Source organism: Pararhizobium sp. LjRoot238, from assembly GCF_964252955.1.
In the GTDB taxonomy this organism is placed as follows: Bacteria; Pseudomonadota; Alphaproteobacteria; order Rhizobiales; family Rhizobiaceae; genus Pararhizobium.
This window is the reverse complement of sequence record NZ_CAXUPP020000001.1, coordinates 71,874-94,270: the sequence shown is the minus strand read 5'-3', so window position 1 is coordinate 94,270 and position 22,397 is coordinate 71,874. Positions and strand designations below refer to the sequence as shown.

Sequence of the window (22,397 nt, the reverse complement as noted above, 5' to 3'; positions counted from 1 at the left end):
ATCATGTCAAAAATTTGTGCATCGCACAATCGTTCTCGAAGAGAAAGCGGTTCAGCTCCTTGCGGGTTTCCAGACCTTGGCCGGAAACCGCAGCGCCTGCTTGGCCAATCGTCCCTTGAGCCCGAGCATCGTGTCGCAGAGACCGGTCACATGCCGGTTCGGCTTTGCCTCGGGCCTTAAGCCATGCAGCGCCGCCGCGGCCTCCTCCGGCTCCATGTAGCGGGCGAGAATACCGAGCGCCAAAGCCGTGGAACGGCCGATGCCGCGCAGGCAATGGATCAGGAGAGGTGCATCCTCCGGCAGGCCGTCGATAAAGGCGAAGGTCCGTTCGATCGCCTCGATCCGAGCCGCATCCGGCTCGTCCGGATCGGTGACATCGCCAAACAGCAATTCCAGATGCCGCTCCCCGGGCAGCTCGATCATCGACAGGAGTTTCGTCCCCTGTGCCCGGATCGAGATCAGATGGCTCGGCGCCCACAGGGCACGATTGTGCCGCGCCTCGGTCTGCGACGCGACGATCAGCCTGATTGGCCAGCCGTTCGGATGGTCAGGATTGATGCCAAGCAAGGGCGCGTAGAGCGCATCCATCTGCTTCTCAGCCGCCCGCCTTTCAGCTGCAAGTGCCATGGGTCGCCTCATGATTCCTTTTTGCTGTCATGAAAATAGCGGCGGGGAGGGAGGCGGGGAAGAGGGATTTTGAGGAATACAACCGCGGCGGGACATCGCGGGTGTTTTGCCGCTTGCAAGATGCTCATCGCAGGCGGGTGCCGGAGGCCCAAGCGCTCTACCGCATGGGTCTGATCTCCACCACCGACGGCGGCAGGACCTTCGCCTATCGCCGGGCTGCGTGATCTGGCCCGAGAGGGTTGCTGCTGAAAAATCCCCTCCCCAACCCTCCCCACAAGGGGGAGGGGGTGCCCCTCGCTTGCCGGCTGCTCCCGTTTTCCAAAGTTCGCTTTTCATGCTGAAATGGGCGGCGGACACGGTTTAACCCTCCCCCTTGTGGGGAGGGTCGGAGCGAAGCGGAGGGGTTTTTCCGGAACGTATGCCGCCGGAATGGCCATCGTCCAAAACGGATTGCGCTGTTAAGGGCTTCCAGTTATAATGTTTTTGCGAAATAGTTATAACTCGGAGACGGCCGTGAGGGAAATCGATCTTGCCTATAGGACGATGTTCGCTGAACTCGGGCAAAGATCGCTCGACGGGACCTTTGCAAGCGACTTTCCGCTGGAGGGGCGATTTGTCACCGTTCCTGTGAAGGGCAAGGAATACTGGTATTTCGATATGCCGACAGGCAATGGCGACAAGAGGTCGTATGTCGGCCCGAAAAGCGACGCAGAAATCACAAAGCGCGTATCGGCTTTTGGCCATGTGAAGAATGACCTCAAATCGAGGCGCAAGCTCGTTTCCACCTTGACCCGCGAGGCGGGAATGAGCGCACCCGAGCGGTTTACCGGAGACGTGGTGGAGGCGCTGGCAAATGCAGGCCTGTTCAGGTTGAGATCCGTTCTTGTGGGAACCGTAGCCTTTCAGACATATTCCGGAATTCTGGGCGTCCGGCTTCCATCGTCCTCCATGCAGACCGCAGACGCCGACTTCGCGCAATTCCATTCGATCTCGGCTGCGATCGGCGACAGCATCCCTCCCATTCTGGACGTGCTGCAAAAGCTTGACGAGACCTTTCGGCAGGTTCCTCACATGAACCATAACCGGAAGTCGACCCAGTTCATCAACGCCAGCCGCTACAAGGTCGAATTCCTGACGCCGAACACGGGAAGCGACGACAATCAGGACAAGCCGGTGGACATGCCCGCCCTCGGCGGCGCATCGGCGGAACCGCTTCGTTTTCTGGACTACCTGATTTACGAGCCGGTGCGAACCGTGATGCTTTGGAAGAGCGGTATCTCTGTCAACGTTCCCGCGCCAGAGCGCTACGCCGTCCACAAGCTGATCGTGGCGTCGCGGCGTCAGAACGACGACAACGGCATCCTGAAACGGGATAAAGACGTCATGCAGGCGGCTCTGTTGTTCGAGGCCCTTGGGCAGACGAGGCGTCATTCCGATCTGGCGATCGCCTTTTCCGAAGCCTGGAACCGCGGGCAAGCATGGCAGGATGGCATCAGAAAGGGAGTTTCATTTCTCGCAGCCAAACGCAACGAAGAACTGACATCCATCCTGCGCGAGGGCATGCAGGAGATTGGCGAAAATCCGGACGACTACAGCATATTGAAACGGACCTTGGATCATCAATCCGGAACTGCCGATACGTCCGACGCGAACCAGAATGGTCGCAGTGTCAAAGGATCGGACGGTTATAATGTTTTCGCGAAAAAATTATAACCGTCTCGGTTGCTGTGACCGGCGATCTGGAAAGGCCCTCACTTCTTTTTGGAGGCTGCCTTTTTGACTGGCTTTTCCTGGCTTTGTTCCTGACTGAGACGCAGGGCTTTCAGCATGGCCGTCTTTTTGTTTCGCGCCACCAATTCGGCGTTGATGATGCCGAGTGCGGCGGCGGACGTCTCGTCCTGGCTGCGTCGCACCGTGACCTTGGCAGGTGCCTTGACGGCATTTTTATCGACCAATGGGATGAACTCGCTTTGAAAGGTTAAAGGGGATGTGGCGGCAGAGTGCGCTTCCGTCGCAGTCAGTGGATCGCAAGATATTTTCGCCGTGCCGATGATGCCAACAATCCTGCTTCATGAAAACGGCGCGTGGCAGCCACTATGGCTCAAATAGCGCGCGCCGTCCCGACTGAAAGCGGAGCAGGGCGGAATTAATCGCGGGGATTGCACGACGCCGCCGTGGCGCTGAGGCGCCGCAGGCGCCAGAACGCTACTCCGCAAGGCGCGCCGCATGCGCAGCGGCCGGTCTGCGCTAAAACTGGGTGATCACGCTGATCCCCAGATCCTGCGCCGTGTCCATCGTCATCAGAGCGGGTACCGCCTCTTCGAGGCTGATATGGCGGCCGATCAGTTTTTGCGGGTTGAGCTTTCCGGTTTCCAGCATCGCCATCATCGCCTGGTAGCGCCAAGCCTGCATGCCGTGGCTGCCGTAGATTTCGAGTTCGTGGCCGATCACCTGCGCCATCGGGATCTGCGGTGCCGCATGTTCGCCGAGCATCAGGCCGATTTGCACGTGGCGGCCGCGGCGGCGCAGGTTCTTGATCGAGTTGAAACAGGTGACGGGCGAGCCGAGCGCGTCGATCGAGACATGCGCGCCGCCCTTGGTGATCTCGCGCACGGCCTCCGCGACATCGGCGGTGACGCTGCCGTTGATGGTGGCGACGGCGCCGACTTCGCGGGCGAAGGAGAGTTTCGTCTCGGAAATGTCAATGCCGATGACATTGGCGCCAAGCGCTGAGGCGATCATGATCGCCGAGATGCCGACGCCTCCGCAGCCATGCACCGCCACCCATTCGCCGCCGCGCACGCGGCCCTGGTCGACGATGGCGCGAAACGAGGTGGCAAAGCGGCAGCCGAGGCTGGCGGCCGTGGCATAGTCGAGGTTTTCGGGCAGATGCACGAGGTTCTGGTCGGCATAGTCGATGGCGACATATTCGGCGAACGAGCCCCAATGGGTGAAGCCCGGCTGGAACTGGTTCGGGCAAACCTGGGCATTGCCGGAATGGCACTCGCCGCAGCGGCCGCAGCCGGAGACGAAGGGCACGGTGACCCGGTCGCCGACCTTGTAGCGCATCACTTGCCTGCCCTTGGCGGCCACGGTGCCGGCCAGTTCATGCCCCGGCACATGCGGAAGCGCGATGTCCGGATCGTGCCCCATCCAGCCGTGCCAGTCGCTGCGGCAGAGCCCGGTCGCCTCGACCTTGATGACGACACCGTCCTTGCCCGGTGTCGGGTCGGGCAGGGTGCGGATATCGGGCGTCTTGCCGAAGGCGTCGTAATACATGGCTTTCATCGGATGGTCCTTCATGTGACAGTGAAACCAGTTCGGTGCAGGAGCGGATGCGGAGAGTTGAACCTATCGTGAGATCGTGCCGCGTAAACCCCCCTCTGTCGGCTGAGCCTGTCCTCGGGCTTGCCGGAGGCAAGACCTGGGGGCCGACGTCTCCCCCACAAGGGGGGAGATTGACCGCAACCATTGCGCTCTCCTGACATGAAAGCCAGTGAGGGAAAAGAACGATCCCCCCCCTTGTGGGGGAGATGTCACGCAGTGACAGAGGGGGGTAAACTCTCCTCAAAGGCTTGGCTAGAGAGCCGTCGCGATAACCGCCATGACTTTTTTTGATGTACCTATTTACCCCGTTTCTCGATTTTCCGGCTATTGCGGATATGAGCAAGACAAAAACAGGAGACCGTCATGGCCGTCGATACATCCCCGCGCAGCACCACCTGGACCTATGTCGATGGCGAATGGCTTTCCGGCAATCCGCCGCTGATCGGCCCGACCTCGCATGCCATGTGGCTCGGCTCGACGGTGTTTGACGGCGCCCGCTGGTTCGACGGCATTGCGCCGGATCTCGACCTGCATTGCCAGCGCGTCAACCGCTCGGCGCTGGCGCTCGGGCTCAAGCCCGTGGTGACCGCCGAGGACATCGAAAACCTCGCCTGGGAGGGCTTGAAGAAATTCGATGGCAAGACCGCCGTCTATATCAAGCCGATGTATTGGGGTGAGCATGGCTCGGCGAGCAGTGTCGTCACCGTCGATCCGGAATCGACCCGTTTCGCGCTTAGCCTGTTCGAGGCGCCGATGGGTGGGGCCAACGGCGGCATGTCGGTGACCGTATCGCCCTTCCGCCGGCCGACGATCGAATGCATGCCGACCGACGCCAAGGCCGGCTGCCTCTACCCCAACAACGGCCGCATCCTGGCCGAGGCCCGTTCGCGCGGCTTCGACAATGCGCTGGTACGCGACATGCTCGGCAATATCGCCGAAACCGGCTCCTCCAACGTCTTCATGGTCAAGGACGGCGTCGTCTTCACCCCGGCCGCCAACAAGACCTTCCTCGCCGGCATCACCCGCTTGCGCGTCATCGGCCTGCTGCGTGATGCGGGCTTCGATGTCGTCGAGGCGACGATGACCGTGTCCGATTTCGAAACCGCCGACGAAATCTTCACCACCGGCAACTATTCCAAGGTCCTGCCCGTCACCCGCCTCGAAGACCGCGACCTGCAATCAGGCCCGATCGCCGCCAAGGCGAAGGATTTGTACATGGACTGGGCGCACTCGGCGGGCCGGCCGGATTTGTAAGCCCAGCCCTCTCATCGACCCCGGAGGCGCACGCGTCTTTCCTGCTTTTGAGGTGGCTGCAGCACTTGGGATAAGCCAACAATCTTATCTTTTATCAGATATGGTTCTCAACGATTATGCCTTAGGTTGCAGCCGAAACGATGGAGGCTGCATGCCGCAGTATCAGGGCAGACCGGACTATCCCTACGGCTTGTCGCCGCTGCGGCCGCAGTTTCACAATCGTTGGTCTCAGATCATTGCCGGGTCAAATCTCGTCTGCATGGGCGTTTCTCTCGCTGTGCACGCAACCGTCTGGCCTGTTGATCGGCTCGCATTGATGGTTGTTTTGCCGGCGCTAATGGGTGTTACGCTTGCCTTCGCTCCCGATCCGCCAGTCTTGGTTTCCCGGATGGCAAAGCGCATGACCGCTGCCGGTTGTGCGGTCGGCACGTTCGCCGGTGCTCTGCTTGCTCCGATGATCCTTGCCGTTCCCGCCATGCTCGCGCTCGCCGTTGCCATCGGCTGGTGGATGGAGGGCCGAGGCAATGATTGATGCATATCCCGGCGTCGACCTGATTGCGCTCGCACGGGCAGCCTTGTTGCTAGGCCCAGTTGGCGGGACGATGTTGCTGCTGATCCTCTTTCTACCCACTCCGCGACAGGCGACTGCGGCGCTGCTCGGCGGCCTTTGGCAACTGCCGGCACTTCTCGTTCTCAACATGGCTGCACAAGGTTTCGGCTGGTGGCGTTTCCAGCCTGATGCCGTCGCTGTTTTAGGACTTCCCGTCGATCTGTGGATTGGCTGGTCCATCTTCTGGGGGCCGGTTGCTGTGATCTTGTCGCGGCGAGTCCCGACCGTGTTGATGATCGTCGTGTTCGTTGCTGCCGATGTTGTCTCGATGCCTCTTCTGGAGCCGTTGGTCGTGGTCGGTGGACGTTGGTTGGTCGGAGAGGCCGCTGGAATTTTGTTCTGTCTTGTGCCGTGCCTGGTTCTTGCGCGGCTGACGGAGGCCGACAGCAGGCCCGTACTGAGAACCTGCTTTCATGGCCTTGGCTGGGGCGGCTACATGCTTCTGGTTTTGCCCGCCTGTGTGCTGGCCTGGGAGGGGCGAAGCTACATCGAGGCTCTCGAATCGGCGTCTGTCATGCGCTGGGTCGTCGTCCTGGCAATTGGTTTTCCGTGTCTGCTCATTGGTTGGGCTGCGGCGCATGAATTCGCACTTGTCGGACGCGGCACACCTGTTCCCTATGATCCCCCGAAAAGGGTGGTGACCAGCGGACCTTATGCGTCAATCGCCAACCCCATGCAGATCACATCCGCCCTTGTGATGGCGTCCCTTGCTATTCTCACCAGTTCCACCGCCGCATGGGCGATACCGGTGGCATTCCTGATTTTCGACGGCATCTTTGCCGCCTGGTACAATCGCACCCACATCGCACTTGCCATGCCGGAAGACTGGGGTCAGTACAGGGTTGCAGTGCGGGATTGGATTCCGCGCAGCAGGCCCTACATCGCGCGCACCGCTACCCTGTATTTTCCTGATTCCGGCCGGGATTCGCGGCTGCTTGCCTGGTTGATGCGCCATGCCGCCGATGGGTTGGTGATAGAAACAGCACCGGTGCGCCCAGTGGTGGCGCGTCACCGTTTGCGCTATTTGAGCAGTGACGCCGATTTGAATGCCACCGGTATTGCGGCGCTCGGCCGCGCGCTGGAGCATCTCGGAGGTCTATGTGCGTTCGCGGGCTGGATATTACGTCTGCCCGGGGTCAATCAATTGATGGAGTTGGCATCGTTGCTGCTGCCTGTTCGCCGAATCGCCATCTTGATAGCGCAAAGAGCGCGTTAGTCGTCCGAAAGCGCGGTAGGGAGTGTTTGGCGTTCTCGTTCCGCGCGTAGCGGAAGCCGCAACGGCTTCTTCTTCGCAAATGCGACCGACTCCGCCATCTCGCGCATCAGCGCATACGCCTTCGTAAACACGGCATTCAGATTTCAGCAGAGCGCCGGGCCTTGCCGATGACAATCAGGCCGGCATCGCATTGCCTGCGCGGCGGTGCATCGTCCAGGCCTGAAGACAGATGCCGATCAGGAAGATCACCGCCCAGATGGCTGTCACCGTCTGCACCGGGGCTGAGTCCGGGCCGTTGCCGATCGGGCTTGAGGGCGGCAGGCGCGACAGGGTTTCGTTGATGCCGGGGATCATCAGGAGAAAGAAGGTGAAGGACATCGACAGCGCCTGCAGGTAGCGGTTGAGGCGGCCGAACCGGCCGAGCCTGGCGATGATCAGCGAGAAGGCGACCGAAAGAATGGCGATGATGCCGATCGCGTGTCCCGCATTGAAGCCGCCGGTGCTCGACAGGCCGAAGGAGGTGAGAGCCGAAAGAACGAGCGTGATGACATAGATCCGCCCCGAATTGGATTTCGGAACGATCGCCCCGTATTTCGAAAAGCCGTAGAGACCGGCGACAACAGGCACGACGCTGATGACGGTATGGACGATACCGAGCGTGGACAACGGATTGGCCATGGAAATTCCCCCTGAAATGATGACCATCAAGACTATCAATGCGCAGAAAAATCAGACCGTCCGCCGTCTGTCGCTGCCTGGCGGAAATAGCGCTGGCAACCGCGAACCTATAGGATTTTGATAGGTTCGCGATGACTGTGCAATCGAAATCCTATGTTGGTTCGCAACGGCGGACCGTCAAGGCGCCCGCAGGGTGCAAGAGCGTCGCGATGGAACATTCTGTCGGCGAAAGTATTTTCCATGGCTGTAGCGAAATTTGGCATGGCGGCGGTTGCCTGTTTCAGCGGTGGTCCCTATGTTCCGCCTCACCGATTTCTTTCATGAATTCCAACCCGGCTTTCATGGACCCCGCCACGAAGAGGAGATACCATCATGGCTTTCGAATTGCCGAACCTGCCTTACGACTACGACGCGCTCACGCCCTACATGTCGCGTGAAACGCTCGAGTATCACCACGACAAGCATCACCTCGCTTACGTGACCAATGGCAACAAGCTTGCCGAGGAAGCCGGTCTCTCCGGCCTGTCGCTGGAAGAAATCGTCAAGAAGTCCTACGGCACCAACCAGCCGCTGTTCAACAATGCCGGCCAGCACTACAACCACGTGCATTTCTGGAAGTGGATGAAGAAGGGCGGCGGCGGCACCGCGCTTCCGGCCAAGCTCGATGCGGCGATCAAGTCCGATCTCGGCGGCTACGACAAGTTCCGCGCCGATTTCATCGCTGCCGGAACCGGCCAGTTTGGCTCGGGCTGGGCATGGCTCTCGGTCAAGAACGGCAAGCTCGAAATCTCCAAGACCCCGAACGGCGAAAACCCGCTGGTTCACGGCGCGTCCCCGATCCTCGGCGTCGACGTCTGGGAACACTCCTACTACATCGACTACCGCAACGCCCGCCCGAAGTACCTCGAAGCCTTCGTCGACAGCCTGATCAACTGGGATTACGTGCTCGAACTCTACGAAGCCGCGTAAGGTTTTCCATTACGATGAACACGAAACCCGGCAGTGATGCCGGGTTTTTTGTGCAATCTCCTTCAGCAACGCGACGCCGCAATCCGGGCGGCAAACGCGGTCAGCAGGGTCCTGCCATCTGGCCAGTCGCCGAGGCCGCTTTGGCCGTTGACGTGGCCGGCTGCGCCGATGTCGACAAGATCGCTCCCCCACGCTTCGGCCCGTTCTCTGGCGTAGCGCATCGTCCCAAAAGGATCGTTGCTGCTGGCAACGATCAACGAAGGCATGCGCAGCGCTCCGGCTGGCGGATCGGCGAATTCCTGTGCCTCCTCCGGGAAGGCCCCGGAGCGGGGATCGGGAACCGCGACCAGGAATGTTCCAGCGACGGGCGAAGCCGAAATCCGCTGCCAATGCGCGACAAGAAGGCAGGCGAGGCTATGCGCCACCAGCAAGGGCGGGTCCGCCGAAAGCCTGACCTCGCGCTCCAAAGCTGCAATCCAGTCCTTGCGTTCCGGCCGGTCCCAATCCGATGGCTGGAACCGCCGCATCTGCGGATCTGTTTTCTCCCAGCGCGTTTGCCAGTGGCTTTCGCCCGATCCGCCGATCCCCGGCAGAATGATGATGTCCGTCATGGTCTCTCCTTAAAATATCTGGACCATTGCGAAGATGATGGACATGCCGCCGATTTTGAATGAGAACTCATCGGAAAACACCACCGGTTGCCGATGAATTGAAGGTGAAACATGGGAACTGCCGAAACGGATCGATCCGTCCTCGACCCGACCGATATCGCGATTATCGAAGTGATGCAGGAGAACGGCCGCATCGCGATTTCGGAGTTGGGGCGACGGGTCGGGCTCTCCCAACCGGCGACATCGGAGCGGGTCAAGCGGCTGGAGGAGAGGGGCATCATCTCCGGCTATGCGGCGCGCATCGACGCTGCGGCCCTGGGCCTCGGAGTGATGGCGGTCATTCGCCTGCGCACGACGCATGAGCATATTCGCGCCTGCCTCAAGCTGTTTTCCGAAATGCCACACGTCATGGAGGTTTTGCGCCTCACCGGCGAGGATTGCTTTCTCCTGAAGGTGCTGGTTCCGACGCCGGGAGAACTGGAGACGATCGTCGATACGATCGCCCGATACGGGGCGGTGACGACATCGCTTGTTCTGCGCAGCGAGCCGCCAAAAGCCATCGGTCGCGCCTTGCTGCAAAGGCTTTGAGCGACGCCTGAGATTTTAGTGCGGTATTGACCGGCTGTTGGCTGCCGTCGCGCCGTCAGCGCTCTGCATATATTCGTTTCAGTGCCACCAACAACGCGTCCATTTCGTCGGGCGAAAAGAGGGCAATGAAACGCTGTTCATGGATGTCGATAAGCTTGCGCGCCCGGGTCAGCATCGCGCTTCCTGCCTTCGTCAGATGAAGCTCCTGACGCCGGCGGTCTGCCGACGAGGGGCGGCGCTCGATCAGGTCGCGGGCCGTCAGCCGGTTTACCAGTGCCATCATCGTCGCCCGGTCGGTACCGAGCGTATGGGCGAGGTCGATTTGCGATGCGCCCGGATTGCCGGCGATCAGTTCCATCACCGCGAGTTGCTTCTGCGTCAGGGCGAGTTCGGCCATTGTTTCGGAAAAATCGCGATAGATCGCGACATGCGCCATGCGCAGATGAAACCCGAGCAGATCGCCAAGCCGGCCGACGTCGAGCCCTGGCATTGCGGCAGCGTCGTCGCTCTGGAAGTCGTCCTGCGGTGGTTTTGTACCCATGATTCTGTTCTCGCTTCGTCGAGGCATCATAACCATCAAAATCAGCGGTTTGGTTAAATTCCGCATTGAGGCGGCCGGAAACGTTTCTGCGCGCCAATTCGCATGATCGGTTTCGTGTCCAGCAGGCTCTTGCATTCCGTCCAAAAAATATTAGTATGTGTTACATACAAATTAAATGCTTGCCGCGGAGGGGTGGCGGGCATGGGAGGAGAAAATGGCAGAATCCTTTTTCGGGATGGTTTCGCCGACAGATTGCGGACTGGTTCAGGAGGACCCGATCCTTTACCGGGCCCGGGTCGCGCCGGATCGTCCGGCCCTGTTCGAGATCGCCACCGGCCGGCAGCTCACCTATGCCGGGCTCGATGCCCGCATCGCCTGTTGCGCCGGCTTCCTGAGCGGGGTGCTTGGGGCGCGGCAGGACGGGCCGCGTGTCGCCATGCTGGCGCGCAACTCCATCGATTCGATCGTGCTTGCCTTTGCCTGCCAGCGCGCGGGCGCCGTTTATGTCCCTCTCAACTGGCGCCTCAACGCCGCCGAGCTTCGGCCGATCCTTGCCGATTGCACGCCCGCTCTCTTGGTCCACGACGAGGAGTTCGCGACAACGGCGGCCAGCATTGCGAGCGCCGTTCCGCAGATGGCGATGATATCGACCGCTGACGGTCCGGACGGTCTCGCCGCCCGGATCGAGGCAAGCCATCCGGCCGGACCGGTGCCGGTCAATGCCGACGCGGCTTGCATCCTTCTCTATACGTCAGGCACGACGGGGCAGCCGAAGGGCGTCGTCATCACCCGTCGCAACGCCTTTTTCGCCGCCGTCAATTTTTCCTTCGTCGGAGAGATCGGGCCGGGTTCGGTCGCGCTCTGCGACCTGCCGTTCTTCCATACGATCGGGCTGATCGCGGTTGCGCGCACCACGCTGATGATGGGCGGCACGCTGGTCATCTCCGATCGTTTCACGCCGGCCAGAACGCTCGCAGCACTTGCCGACCGGCAGCGCGCCATAACCCACTATTTCGCCGTGCCGCAAATCGCGCTCGCGCTGCGCAACGATCCCGCCTATAGCGCCGCCGCTCTTGAAGGGCTTCACGCGATCTTCGTCGGCGGCGCGCCGCTCACCCAGGCGCTGATCGAAAGCTATCTCGCCGACGGCGTGGCGCTGGTCAACGGTTACGGCATGAGCGAGGCAGGAACGGTGCTGCATGTGCCGATCGACCGGCGCGCGGTGCAGGACAATCCCGGCAGTGTCGGTCTTCCGGCGCCGCTGCTCGACATTCGCATCGTCGACGCAGAGGGCAACGAGGTAAAGGAAGGCGAGATCGGCGAACTCTGGCTGCGCGGGCCGGCGGTGACGCCCGGCTACTGGAACAAGCCGCGGGAAACCGCCGCTGCCTTCGCCGACGGCTGGTACCGCACCGGCGATCTCGGCCAACGCGAGGCGAACGGCTTCTACCGCATCGTCGACCGGCTGAAGGACATGTATATCAGCGGCGGGGAGAATGTTTACCCGGCCGAAGTCGAAGCGGCGCTCGCAAGCCATCCGGACGTGCTCGATGCCGCGGTGGTCGGCGTTCCCGACAGCCGGTGGGGCGAATGCGGCGTCGCCTATATCGTGCTGCGGTCGGGCGCGATGGCAACGGGCGACGAGATCGCCGGCCATTGCGCGGCACGGCTCGCCGCCTTCAAGCGCCCGGCTCGCATCCTCTTTGTCGAGACCATTCCCCGTACCGCCTCCGGCAAGGTGCAGAAACATGTTCTGCGCCAGGTTCACCCCGACGAAACCCTTCAACGACAAGCTTTGTGAAACGGCCTCGGCCATTCACCCCGAAACCTATGGAGTAACCCATGACTGAAATAAAATCGCCGGTTCTGGTCGAATTCGACAACGGCATTGCCTTTGTGACCCTCAACCGCCCGGAAAAGCGCAATGCGATGAACCCGGCCCTGAACGCCCGCATGCTTCAGGTGCTCGACGAACTCGAAGGTGATGAGCGCTGCGGCGTGCTCGTCCTGCGGGGTGCTGGCGAATCCTGGTCGGCCGGCATGGATCTCAAGGAATATTTCCGCGACAACGACGGCAAGCCGCGCGACGCCACGCTGAAGGCGCGGCGGCAATCGGGCGGCTGGTGGAGCCGGCTGATGTATTTCGAAAAGCCGACGATCGCCATGGTCAATGGCTGGTGCTTCGGCGGCGCCTTCACGCCGCTCGTTTCCTGCGATCTCGCCATCGCCGCCGAGGAGGCGAATTTCGGCCTCTCCGAAATCAACTGGGGCATCCTGCCGGGCGGCAACGTCACCCGCGCGGTCGCCGAGGTGATGCGCCATCGCGACGCTCTCTACTACATCATGACCGGTGAACTTTTCGGCGGGCGCAAGGCGGCCGAAATGGGCCTGGTGAACGAGGCCGTGCCGCTCGCAGAACTTGAAACCCGGGTCCGCAAGATCTGCGCCAGCCTGCTCGAAAAAAACCCGGTGACGCTGAAGGCCGCCAAGGACACCTACAAGCGCGTGCGCGACCTGCCGTGGGATCTCGCCGACGATTACATCTATGCCAAGCTCGAGCAGATGCTGTTTCTCGACAAAACCAAGGGACGCGACGAGGGGCTGAAGCAGTTCCTCGACGACAAGACCTATCAGCCGGGGCTCGGCGCCTACAAACGCGCCCGCTGAGGGAACGGGCCCGGCACGCCGGGCCGTTCGCGGGCTGACCATCGGGAGGAGGAAGATAATGAAGATCCATGCCGCGGTGGCGCGTGCGCCGCATATGCCGTTTTCGCTGGAAAGGCTCGATCTGGAGGAGCCGCGCGAGGGCGAAATCCTGGTCCGGGTCGTGGCGACCGGGGTTTGCCACACCGATATCGTCATGCGCGACCAGCATCTGCCTGTGCCGCAGCCGGTCGTGCTTGGTCATGAAGGCGCCGGCATCGTCGAGCGTGTCGGGCCGGGCGTCGCCAAGGTGAAGCCTGGCGATCACGTGGTCATGACCTTCAATTCCTGCGGTCATTGCCCGAGCTGCAACGATCACGAGGAGACCTATTGCCACGAATTCTTTCCGCGCAATTTCTTCGGTTCGCGCGCCGACGGTTCGAGCGGGATCTCCTGCGAAGGCGCGCCGGTCCACGGCAATATTTTCGGACAATCCTCCTTCGCCAGCCATGCTCTCTGCCATGAACGTAATATCGTGAAAGTGCCGAAAGACGCCGATCTGGCGCTGCTCGGACCGCTCGCCTGCGGCATCCAGACCGGCGCCGGCGCGGTGATGAACGCGCTCAAGGTTGAACCGGGCAAGGTGCTGGCGGTCTTCGGCATGGGCTCGGTCGGGCTTGCCGCGGTGATGGCGGCGCGGGTCGCCGGCGCGTCACGGATCATCGCCGTCGACGTTAACGAGACCCGGCTCGCGCTTGCTGCAGAGCTCGGCGCGACCGACATTGTCAACGGCAAGGCGACGGATGCGGTCGCCGCGATCATGGGGCTGACTGGCGCCGGCGTCGACTATTCGATCGATGCCTCCGGCGTTCCGGCCGTCATCGACCAGTGCGTGCGCGTGCTTGCGCCGCGCGGCACCTGCGGCATCGTAGGCGCCTCGCCCGCCGGCGCGACGCTGACGCTCGACCTCACCCATATCCTGTCGGGCGGACGGCGGGTCCGCGGCATCGTCGAGGGCGATTCCAACCCGGATGTGCTGATCCCGCTGTTGATCGACCTCCACCGGCAGGGCCGCTTCCCCTTCGACAGGCTCGTCACGTTCTATGATTTCGCCGACATCAACCAGGCGGTCGAGGATTCGGAAAAAGGCATTGTATTGAAACCGGTCGTGCGCCAGCCGGCCGTCTGACACCGTCCAAGGGAGGAAACAATGAACACCGTCACCCCGATCACTGCCGCCGACACCAGTCCCGAAGCCATGAAGGCGCTGCTTGCCCGGCAGAGGGCTTCTTTCCTCAAGGAAGGGCCACCGGGCATCGAGACCCGGATCGATCGCATCGACCGCGTCATTGCCCTGCTCGTCGACAACAAGCACGCGATTGCCGCGGCCCTTTCGGAGGATTTCGGCAGCCGCAGCGTCGAGGCGAGCCTGCTTCTCGACGTCTTCACCTGCGTCGGCTCGCTGAAATATGCCAAGGCCCATGTCGCCGAATGGCTGATGCCCGAAAAGCACGAGGCACTGTTCCCGGACGCGGTGGCCGAAGTCGTCTATCAGCCGAAGGGGATCGTCGGGATCCTGAGCCCCTGGAACTTCCCCTATCAGCTCGCCCTTGCGCCGCTCGCCGGCATTCTCGCCGCCGGCAACCGCGCCATGATCAAGCCGTCCGAGGTCACACCGGCCTCGGCAGCGCTGATGGCGGAGCTCATCGCCGGCGCTTTCGACGAAACGGAGATCGCCGTCGTTCAGGGCGGCCCGGCCACAGGCACGGCCTTTACGAGCCTCGCCTTCGACCACCTGATCTTCACCGGTGGGACCGCGATCGCCCATCATGTCATGCGCGCGGCGGCGGAAAACCTGACGCCGCTGACGCTGGAACTCGGCGGCAAGTCGCCCGTCGTCATTGGCCGCTCCGCCGATCTCGCCGATGCGGCACGCCGCGTCATGACGGTCAAGACGCTGAACGCCGGCCAGATCTGCCTCGCGCCGGACTATGTCTATGTGCCCGAGGAAAGCGTCGAGGCCTTTGCCGAACACGCGGTCGCAGCGGTTGGCGCGATGTATCCGGCGCTGAAGGAAAATCCGGACTACACCTCGATCGTCAATGCCCGCCACCATGCCCGCATCGTGGGCCTGATCGACGATGCAAGTGCCAAGGGCGCGCGCGTCATCGAGATCAATCCGGCCGGGGAGAACTTCTCCCAGCAATCCGCCCACCGGATGCCTCCGACCCTGATCCTCGACCCGACGGAGGATATGCGCGTGCTGCAGGAAGAAATCTTCGGACCCGTGCTGCCGGTCGTTCCCTATCGCGATATCGCCGACGTCATCGACCGCATCAATGCCAAGCCGCGCCCGCTCGCTCTCTATTACTTCAGCCGGGATCAGGAAGAGGAGGCCCGTGTGCTCGCCAACACGACCTCTGGCGGGGCGACGGTCAACGACTGCATGAGCCATGTCACTGCCGAAGGCCTGCCCTTCGGCGGCGTCGGCCATTCGGGTATGGGGGCCTATCACGGCAAGTTCGGCTTCCTCGCCTTCTCGCATCCGCGCGCGGTCTATCATCAGAGCAAGATGGTGGAAGCGGAGTACATGATGCGCCCGCCCTTCGGCGATGCCATGCGCGGCTTCCTGGCCGCGGCGATCTGCAAGTAACCGGAAAACTGCGTGCCGGACATCGATGCCGCTTGGCTGAAAGGTCCGGCGCGGTCGCGCACCTTTCTTCGTTGTCATCGCCGCCGTCGGCGACGTGGCCGATGGTTCCGGCGTCAATGATCGCGGGCTTTCAGAACCACTCCGGCCCAAGCGCAACAAGAACTTGCATTCCGGCTCGACTGATTATACACGTACTACGTGCAAATTTTTGGTGCAGTGCAGCGACGAAGTTGCCTTGACGCGGCAGGCTTTTGGCAGTTCCATCGCAACTGATCTGCTGGACCAACCAGTAGGTCAGTTGGAGACGGCGATGGAAGGCAGTCCGATACTCACCCAGGTGCCGAAGGTCGGGCAGAGCCTTGACCGGCGCACGGCACGCGATGTCATCGTCGACAAGTTGATGGTGCTGATCGCCACCAACATGCTGCGCCCCGGCGATGTCTTGCCGGGGGAACGCGAACTCGCCAATGTACTTCATGTCAGCCGCGAGACGGTGCGTGGCGCCATCCAGACGCTTGCCGCGCGCGGCATCGTCGAGGTGTCTCAGGGCAGCCGCACGCGCGTCTGCAATGTCGATCTCAGCCATCTCACCGTTACCATCGCGTCGCCCAACGCCATCGACAGCTACGACCTTGACGATGTTCACGCGGCCCGGCTGCATATCGAGTTGAAGGTCGTCGGCGATGCTGCCGAGAGGATTGACGAAGAGACGCTGGGCAAGCTCAGAAGCCTGCTCGAGGCGCAGAAGATCTGTGGCGATGACGCCATGCGCTTCCTGATCTGCGACCGCGAATTCCATGTGGCGATCTACCGGGCTTGCGGAAACCCGCTGCTCTCCGATTTCGTCACCGATCTCTACACCTACATGATGGACTACCGGCGCAGCGCCATGTCTCGGCCGGGCGCCATCGATGCCAGCTATGACGACCACACCGAGATCGTGGAGGCGCTGGAGCGGCGCGACCGGGATGCGGTGATCGCAGCGTTTCGCCAGCATCTCACCCGAATCTACGACACGACGAAGGAACTGCTTGGCGTGAGCGGGCAGCCGAAGCGGGAAAAAAGCAAGAGCGGGACTAAAGCTTGATCCGGCTTACTGCATAATTCCTTAAATCGGAATCGATTTAAGGATAAAATTATGCAGCAGTTTCAAAGTGCTACAGCGTCCTTTGCGCGTCATGTTTGACGCGCGGCGCTGTAGCCGGGTGGCAGACAGGGAGGTTCGCCGGTAATGCATGTCATGGTGATTGGAGCGGCCGGGATGGTCGGCCGCAAGCTGGTGGAAAAGTTCGCCGCGGAGAACGGCGCGCTTGGCTACGACATCGGCAAGCTGACTTTGGTGGATGTGATCGAGCCGCCTGTGCCGCAAGCGCTGTCGGCCGTTGCGACGACGCTTGCGCTTGATCTTTCAAAGGACGCCGCCGCTGAGAAACTCGTCGCTTTGCGGCCCGGCGTGATCTTCCATCTCGCGGCGATCGTTTCCGGCGAGGCGGAGGCTGATTTCGACAAGGGCTACAAGGTCAACCTTGACGGTACGCGAGCGCTCTTCGAGGCGATCCGCCATGAGGGGCTGCGGGAGCCCTACATTCCGCGCGTCATCTTTGCCTCGTCGATCGCCGTTTTCGGGCAGCCATTCCCGGAAAAGATCGGCGATGAGTTCTTCACTACGCCGCTGACGAGCTACGGCACGCAAAAGGCGATCTGCGAATTGCTTCTGGCCGACTATTCGAGGCGCGATATTTTCGACGGCGTCGGCATCCGGCTGCCGACGATCTGCGTCCGCCCGGGCAAACCCAACATGGCGGCGTCCGGCTTCTTCTCCAATATTCTCCGCGAGCCGCTCGCCGGTCAGGAGGCGGTGTTGCCGGTGGACGAGAATGTGCGCCACTGGTTTGCAAGCCCGCGCTCGGCGGTCGGCTTCTTCATTCATGCCGCGCGGATGGATACGTCCGTGATCGGCCCGAGACGCAACCTGACCATGCCCGGACTTTCTGCCCTCGTTGGCGAAGAGATCGAGGCGCTTCGACGCGTCGCCGGTGAGAAGGCCGTCAAGCTCATCCGCCGGAAGCCGGATCCGGTTATCCGCTCGATTGTTTCAGGCTGGCCGGCCGATTTCGATGCGCGGCGTGCGTCCGAACTCGGTTTCAAGGCCGAGACCAATTTCGACGAGATCATCAGGATCCATATCGACGACGAGCTCGGAGGACATGTCTGACATGGTTCGCGGTTTGAGATCCGGCGAGGGCAAGATTGCATTGGTGACGGGCGGCGGCACCGGCGTCGGACGCGGCATCGCGGAGGCCTTGAGTGCCGAAGGTTATACCGTCGTCATCACCGGCCGGCGTGCCGACGTGCTCGAGAAAGCCGCCGGCGACATGGCGTCGCAAACGGGAGGAACCGTGCGTGCGATTTCGGCGGATATAGGCGATCCCAATGCGGTCGCCCGCCTTTTCGAGGCGATCCGCACGGAGTTCGGCCGGCTCGACTTGCTTGTCAACAATGCCGGCTCCAACGTTCCGCCGGTGTCGCTGGAAGAAGTGACTTTCGAGCAGTGGAGCGGCATTCTCGCCGCGAACCTGACGGGTGCCTTTCTCTGCACGCAACAGGCGTTCCGGCTGATGAAGGCCCAGGCGCCGCGCGGCGGCAGGATCATCAACAATGGCTCGATTTCGGCCCAGGCGCCGCGTCCGAACTCGGCTCCCTATACCGCGACGAAACATGCGATCACCGGGCTGACCAAGTCGAGCGCCCTCGACGGGCGGGACTATGACATCGCCTGCGGCCAGATCGATATCGGCAATGCCGCCACCGACATGACGTCGAAGATGAATTCCGGGGTGCTGCAGGCGAATGGCGAGACCGCCAGTGAGCCGACGATCCCTGTCGCGCATATCGCCGAGGCCGTCGTCTATATGGCGAGCCTGCCGCTGGAGGCCAACGTGCTGACGATGACGGTGATGGCGACGAAGATGCCGCTGGTCGGGCGGGGGTAAGGGCAGTCGAGGGAACCGGAGGCGTCCGAGAACGGCATGAGGAAATGCCGCCGGACAATCCGCCGATTTCAGATGAAATTCCTATGGGAGGAAAGCATATGGCAGGCGTTGATTTCGTCGATGTCAAAAAATCATTCGGAGCCTTTCCCGTCATCAAGGGCGTGAACATCGAAATCGAGGACGGCGAATTCGTCATCCTTGTCGGCCCTTCCGGCTGCGGGAAATCGACGCTTCTGAGAATGCTGGCCGGGCTTGAAAACATTTCGGCGGGTGAGATCCGCATCGGCGACAAGGTGGTCAACGCCCTGCCGCCCAAGGATCGGGATATCGCCATGGTGTTCCAGAACTATGCGCTTTACCCGCATATGACGGTCGCCGACAACATGGCCTTCTCGCTAATGCTGAACGGCTCGCCGAAAGCCGATATCGACAAGCGTGTCGGCACCGCAGCGGGAATTCTGGGGCTTTCCAAGCTGCTCGACCGCTATCCGCGCCAGCTCTCCGGCGGCCAGCGGCAGCGCGTGGCGATGGGCAGGGCGATCGTGCGCGATCCGCAGGTGTTTCTGTTCGACGAACCGCTGTCCAACCTCGATGCGAAACTGCGCGTGGCCATGCGCGCCGAGATCAAGGAACTGCACCAGCGGCTGAAGACGACCACCGTCTATGTCACGCATGACCAGATCGAGGCGATGACCATGGCCGACAAGATCGTCGTCATGCATGACGGCATTGTCGAGCAGATCGGCGCTCCGCTCGATCTCTACGACAGTCCCGCCAATCTTTTCGTCGCAGGGTTCATCGGTTCGCCGGCGATGAACATGATCAAGGGCCGGCTCGATCCGCAAAATCCGAACAGCTTTATCGCGACCGATGGCATGGCACTGCCGGTCGCGCGGCCGCCATCGGCGGCAAGAGGGCGCGATCTCATCTACGGTCTGCGGCCGGAATATATGTCGCTCGACCCGAACGGGTTTCCCGTCACCGTCGCGGTTATCGAGCCCACCGGCTACGAGACGCAGTTGATCGTGCGCTTCGGCGGCACGGACGTCACCTGCGTTTTCCGCGAACGCGTGAACGCCAGACCGGGGGAGGCGATCCACCTGTCGATCGATGCCGATCATGTTCACCTGTTCGACGCCGAAACGGGGGTGCGGCTGATCGACTGATACCGCCCCGTTTTGCCGCTGCGTCGGGAGAGGAGCCCTGACGCATCCGGTTTCGGGCCGGCATTTCCGGCAGTGTCGGAAGCCATTGCCTTAAGCATTCGCCAAACGGGACGGCGGGTGCCGGAAAGGACCATGTCCCGTGTCACCAGGAGGAGCATTATGACTTTCAAGAGACGTGATTTTCTTGCCGCATCCGCAGCGGTTGCAGGCATGGCCGGACTTTCGCCTTTCGGCATCCGTCCGTCTTTCGCCCAAGGTGCGGAGCCGGCCTACAAGCCGGAGGAAGGTGCAACCTTGAGGCTGTTGCGCTGGACGCCCTTCGTCAAGGGTGACGAGGATGCATGGCTGGCGAATACCGCAAAATTCACCCAGGCGACCGGGGTCGAGGTCCGCATCGACAAGGAAAGCTGGGAAGACATTCGCCCGAAAGCGGCCGTTGCCGCCAATGTCGGTTCCGGGCCGGATATGGTGATGTGCTGGTTCGATGACGCCCATCAATATCCCGACAAGCTCGTCGACGTGACCGAACTCGCCAATTACCTCGGCGGCAAATATGGCGGCTGGTATGATGGCGTGAAGGGCTATGCGTCGCGCGGCGATAAGTTCATCGCCATGCCGCTGACGGCCATCGGCAACGCGGTCTGCTACCGTGACAGTCACATGAAGGCGGCGGGGTTCAGCGAATTTCCGAAGGATACTGACGGGTTCCTCGAACTCTGCAAGGCCATGAAGGCCAAGGGAACACCCGCCGGTTTCCCGCACGGCAAGGCCGTCGGCGACGGCAACAACTATGCCCATTGGCTGCTCTGGAGCCATGGCGGCAAGATGGTCGATGAAGGCGGCAAGGTCGTCATCAACAGTCCGGAAACGCTGAAAGCGATCAACTACGCCAAGGCGCTTTACGAGACCTTCATTCCGGGCACCGAGAGCTGGCTCGACATCAACAACAACCGCGCCTTCCTGGCGGGCCAGGTGTCGCTGACGGCGAACGGCGTCTCGCTCTATTATGCGTCGAAGAAAGACCCGGCGATGGCGGAACTCTCGGCCGACATCCGCACCACGAACTTCCCCGTCGGTCCGGTCGGCCAGAGCGTCGAACTGCATCAGACAAGCTCGCTGCTTTTGTTCAGCCATACGAAATATCCGGAAGCGGCCAAGGCCTACATCAAGTTCATGATGGAGGCCGACCAGATGAACGCCTGGATACAGGGCTCCAGCGCCTATTGCTGCCAGCCGCTCAAGGCATTCGCCAACAACCCCGTCTGGACCTCCGATCCGATCCACGCGCCCTATGCGCGCGCCTCGGAAACGCTGCGCCCCAACGGCTATGCCGGACCGCTCGGTTATGCGTCCGCCGGTGTGATGGCCGACTATGTGCTGGTCGACATGTTCGCCGCCGCGGTCACGGGGCAGATGACGCCGGAAGAGGCGATTGTCGAGGCTGAGCGCCGGGCAAACCGCTACTACCGGGTCTAAATCCCAAAGCGGCCTGCATGGGCCGCTGAGACAGGGTATCGGCGGAAATGCCCCCGCCGATACCCGTTCCCCAATTCGCTATACGGGAGATGTCCGATGTCCACAGTGTCATCCAGGAAGCCGCCATCCGCGATGGCCTCGCTCATGCAGAACAGGAACATGATCGGTTTCCTCTTCATGCTTCCGGCCGCCGTCTTCCTTGTCTGCTTCCTGACCTATCCGCTCGGTCTCGGCGTCTGGCTCGGCTTCACCGACACGCGCATCGGTCGCGACGGGGTGTTCATCGGGCTCGAAAACTACATCTTCCTTGCCGAGGACTCGGTCTTCTGGCTCTCGGTCTTCAACACGCTTCTCTACACGGTCGTCGCGTCGATCCTGAAATTCGTCTTCGGGCTCTGGCTGGCGCTGTTGTTGAATGAAAACCTGCCGTTCAAGTCCTTCTTCCGGGCGATCGTACTCTTGCCCTGGGTCGTTCCGACCGTGCTCTCGGCGCTTGCCTTCTGGTGGATCTACGATGCGCAGTTCTCGATCATCTCCTGGTCGCTGATGCAGCTCGGCGTGATCGACAGCCCGATCAACTTCCTGGGCGATCCGACGAATGCCCGTGCCTCGGTGATCGCCGCCAATGTCTGGCGCGGCATTCCCTTTGTTGCCATTTCGTTGCTGGCAGGACTGCAGACCATTCCGGCCTCATTGCAGGAGGCGGCGTCGCTGGACGGTGCGACGAGCTGGCAACGCTTCCGCTATGTGACGCTGCCGATGCTGACGCCGATCATTGCCGTCGTCATGACCTTCTCGGTGCTGTTCACCTTCACCGACTTCCAGCTCATCTATGTGCTCACCAAGGGCGGGCCGGTCAATGCGACGCATCTGATGGCGACACTCTCTTTCCAGCGCGGCATTCCCGGCGGACAGCTAGGCGAGGGGGCGGCGATCGCCGTTGCGATGATCCCCTTCCTGCTTGCCGCCATCATGTTCAGCTTCTTCGGTCTGCAACGCCGCAAATGGCAGCAGGGCGGCCAGGATTGATTGAGGGAGAATGACG

Annotated in this window: 23 protein-coding genes; 17 read left to right on the top strand and 6 right to left on the bottom strand. The window is 61.7% G+C overall.

What is annotated here, in order from left to right:
* Positions 1-51: 51 nt before the first annotated feature.
* Entirely contained in the window at positions 52-588 is a 537-nt protein-coding gene (locus ACSQ3F_RS00540; RefSeq protein WP_436102001.1) for a phosphatase, read from the bottom strand.
* Positions 589-1,140: 552 nt separating this feature from the next.
* Here ACSQ3F_RS00540 and ACSQ3F_RS00535 point away from each other — a divergent pair.
* A complete protein-coding gene (locus tag ACSQ3F_RS00535; protein WP_436098412.1) occupies positions 1,141-2,340 on the top strand; it encodes a nucleotidyltransferase family protein in 1,200 nt (399 codons plus the stop codon).
* A 38-nt stretch (positions 2,341-2,378) separates the two neighbouring features.
* On the opposite strand, the gene ACSQ3F_RS00530 is transcribed toward ACSQ3F_RS00535, so the two are convergent.
* Positions 2,379-2,582 (bottom strand): hypothetical protein, encoded by a 204-nt coding sequence (locus ACSQ3F_RS00530; RefSeq protein WP_436098411.1) that lies wholly within the window; start codon positions 2,580-2,582, stop codon positions 2,379-2,381.
* Between the two features lie 292 nt (positions 2,583-2,874).
* Positions 2,875-3,915 carry a zinc-dependent alcohol dehydrogenase family protein gene (locus ACSQ3F_RS00525; RefSeq protein WP_436098410.1) on the bottom strand — a complete coding sequence of 347 codons (1,041 nt, stop codon included), beginning with the start codon at positions 3,913-3,915 and terminating at the stop codon, positions 2,875-2,877.
* Positions 3,916-4,317: 402 nt separating this feature from the next.
* Between ACSQ3F_RS00525 and ACSQ3F_RS00520 the strand changes: the two genes are divergently transcribed.
* From ACSQ3F_RS00520 to ACSQ3F_RS00510, 3 genes are all read left to right on the top strand, one after another.
* Positions 4,318-5,208, top strand: coding sequence for a branched-chain amino acid aminotransferase (locus ACSQ3F_RS00520; RefSeq protein ID WP_436098409.1), 891 nt, complete (start codon positions 4,318-4,320; stop codon positions 5,206-5,208).
* A 151-nt stretch (positions 5,209-5,359) separates the two neighbouring features.
* On the top strand, positions 5,360-5,740 hold the full coding sequence (locus ACSQ3F_RS00515; RefSeq protein ID WP_436098408.1) for a hypothetical protein: 381 nt from the start codon (positions 5,360-5,362) through the stop codon (positions 5,738-5,740).
* On the top strand, positions 5,733-7,034 hold the full coding sequence (locus ACSQ3F_RS00510; RefSeq protein WP_436098407.1) for a methyltransferase family protein: 1,302 nt from the start codon (positions 5,733-5,735) through the stop codon (positions 7,032-7,034). The genes ACSQ3F_RS00515 and ACSQ3F_RS00510 overlap by 8 nt, the downstream gene beginning before the upstream one ends.
* A gap of 174 nt (positions 7,035-7,208) precedes the next feature.
* On the opposite strand, the gene ACSQ3F_RS00505 is transcribed toward ACSQ3F_RS00510, so the two are convergent.
* On the bottom strand, positions 7,209-7,712 hold the full coding sequence (locus ACSQ3F_RS00505) for a hypothetical protein (protein ID WP_436098406.1): 504 nt from the start codon (positions 7,710-7,712) through the stop codon (positions 7,209-7,211).
* On the opposite strand from ACSQ3F_RS00505, the gene ACSQ3F_RS00500 reads away from it, so the two are divergent.
* Complete coding sequence (locus ACSQ3F_RS00500) at positions 7,711-7,833, top strand: hypothetical protein (RefSeq protein WP_436098405.1); 123 nt, start codon at positions 7,711-7,713, stop codon at positions 7,831-7,833. The genes ACSQ3F_RS00505 and ACSQ3F_RS00500 overlap by 2 nt on opposite strands.
* A gap of 251 nt (positions 7,834-8,084) precedes the next feature.
* Positions 8,085-8,681, top strand: a complete 597-nt coding sequence (locus tag ACSQ3F_RS00495) for a superoxide dismutase (RefSeq protein ID WP_436098404.1) — start codon at positions 8,085-8,087, stop codon at positions 8,679-8,681.
* A gap of 62 nt (positions 8,682-8,743) precedes the next feature.
* Here ACSQ3F_RS00495 and ACSQ3F_RS00490 read toward each other — a convergent pair whose 3' ends face one another.
* Complete coding sequence (locus ACSQ3F_RS00490) at positions 8,744-9,292, bottom strand: RBBP9/YdeN family alpha/beta hydrolase (protein ID WP_436098403.1); 549 nt, start codon at positions 9,290-9,292, stop codon at positions 8,744-8,746.
* Between the two features lie 111 nt (positions 9,293-9,403).
* Here ACSQ3F_RS00490 and ACSQ3F_RS00485 point away from each other — a divergent pair, with 111 nt between their 5' ends.
* The gene (locus ACSQ3F_RS00485; RefSeq protein ID WP_436098402.1) at positions 9,404-9,880 is read left to right on the top strand and encodes an Lrp/AsnC family transcriptional regulator; all 477 of its coding nucleotides are present in this window, start codon (positions 9,404-9,406) and stop codon (positions 9,878-9,880) included.
* Between the two features lie 55 nt (positions 9,881-9,935).
* Here the strand turns inward: ACSQ3F_RS00485 and ACSQ3F_RS00480 are convergent, their stop codons facing one another.
* On the bottom strand, positions 9,936-10,421 hold the full coding sequence (locus ACSQ3F_RS00480; protein ID WP_436098401.1) for a MarR family winged helix-turn-helix transcriptional regulator: 486 nt from the start codon (positions 10,419-10,421) through the stop codon (positions 9,936-9,938).
* A 214-nt stretch (positions 10,422-10,635) separates the two neighbouring features.
* Between ACSQ3F_RS00480 and ACSQ3F_RS00475 the strand changes: the two genes are divergently transcribed.
* From ACSQ3F_RS00475 to ACSQ3F_RS00430, 10 genes are all read left to right on the top strand, one after another.
* Positions 10,636-12,222: an AMP-binding protein gene (locus ACSQ3F_RS00475; protein ID WP_436098400.1), complete on the top strand. Its 1,587-nt coding sequence runs from the start codon at positions 10,636-10,638 to the stop codon at positions 12,220-12,222.
* 41 nt (positions 12,223-12,263) lie between these two features.
* Positions 12,264-13,088 (top strand): p-hydroxycinnamoyl CoA hydratase/lyase, encoded by an 825-nt coding sequence (locus ACSQ3F_RS00470; protein WP_436098399.1) that lies wholly within the window; start codon positions 12,264-12,266, stop codon positions 13,086-13,088.
* A 58-nt stretch (positions 13,089-13,146) separates the two neighbouring features.
* Complete coding sequence (locus ACSQ3F_RS00465; protein WP_436098398.1) at positions 13,147-14,253, top strand: NAD(P)-dependent alcohol dehydrogenase; 1,107 nt, start codon at positions 13,147-13,149, stop codon at positions 14,251-14,253.
* 21 nt (positions 14,254-14,274) lie between these two features.
* Positions 14,275-15,717 carry a coniferyl aldehyde dehydrogenase gene (locus ACSQ3F_RS00460; RefSeq protein ID WP_436098397.1) on the top strand — a complete coding sequence of 481 codons (1,443 nt, stop codon included), beginning with the start codon at positions 14,275-14,277 and terminating at the stop codon, positions 15,715-15,717.
* 310 nt (positions 15,718-16,027) lie between these two features.
* Positions 16,028-16,804 carry a FadR/GntR family transcriptional regulator gene (locus ACSQ3F_RS00455; protein ID WP_436098396.1) on the top strand — a complete coding sequence of 259 codons (777 nt, stop codon included), beginning with the start codon at positions 16,028-16,030 and terminating at the stop codon, positions 16,802-16,804.
* A gap of 144 nt (positions 16,805-16,948) precedes the next feature.
* Positions 16,949-17,932, top strand: a complete 984-nt coding sequence (denD, locus tag ACSQ3F_RS00450) for a D-erythronate dehydrogenase (protein ID WP_436098395.1) — start codon at positions 16,949-16,951, stop codon at positions 17,930-17,932.
* 1 nt (position 17,933) lies between these two features.
* Positions 17,934-18,710, top strand: a complete 777-nt coding sequence (locus ACSQ3F_RS00445; protein ID WP_436102000.1) for an SDR family oxidoreductase — start codon at positions 17,934-17,936, stop codon at positions 18,708-18,710.
* A 98-nt stretch (positions 18,711-18,808) separates the two neighbouring features.
* Positions 18,809-19,876: an ABC transporter ATP-binding protein gene (locus ACSQ3F_RS00440; protein WP_436098394.1), complete on the top strand. Its 1,068-nt coding sequence runs from the start codon at positions 18,809-18,811 to the stop codon at positions 19,874-19,876.
* Positions 19,877-20,035: 159 nt separating this feature from the next.
* On the top strand, positions 20,036-21,352 hold the full coding sequence (locus ACSQ3F_RS00435) for an ABC transporter substrate-binding protein (protein ID WP_436098393.1): 1,317 nt from the start codon (positions 20,036-20,038) through the stop codon (positions 21,350-21,352).
* A gap of 96 nt (positions 21,353-21,448) precedes the next feature.
* Complete coding sequence (locus ACSQ3F_RS00430; protein WP_349433407.1) at positions 21,449-22,381, top strand: carbohydrate ABC transporter permease; 933 nt, start codon at positions 21,449-21,451, stop codon at positions 22,379-22,381.
* Positions 22,382-22,397: the final 16 nt, after the last annotated feature.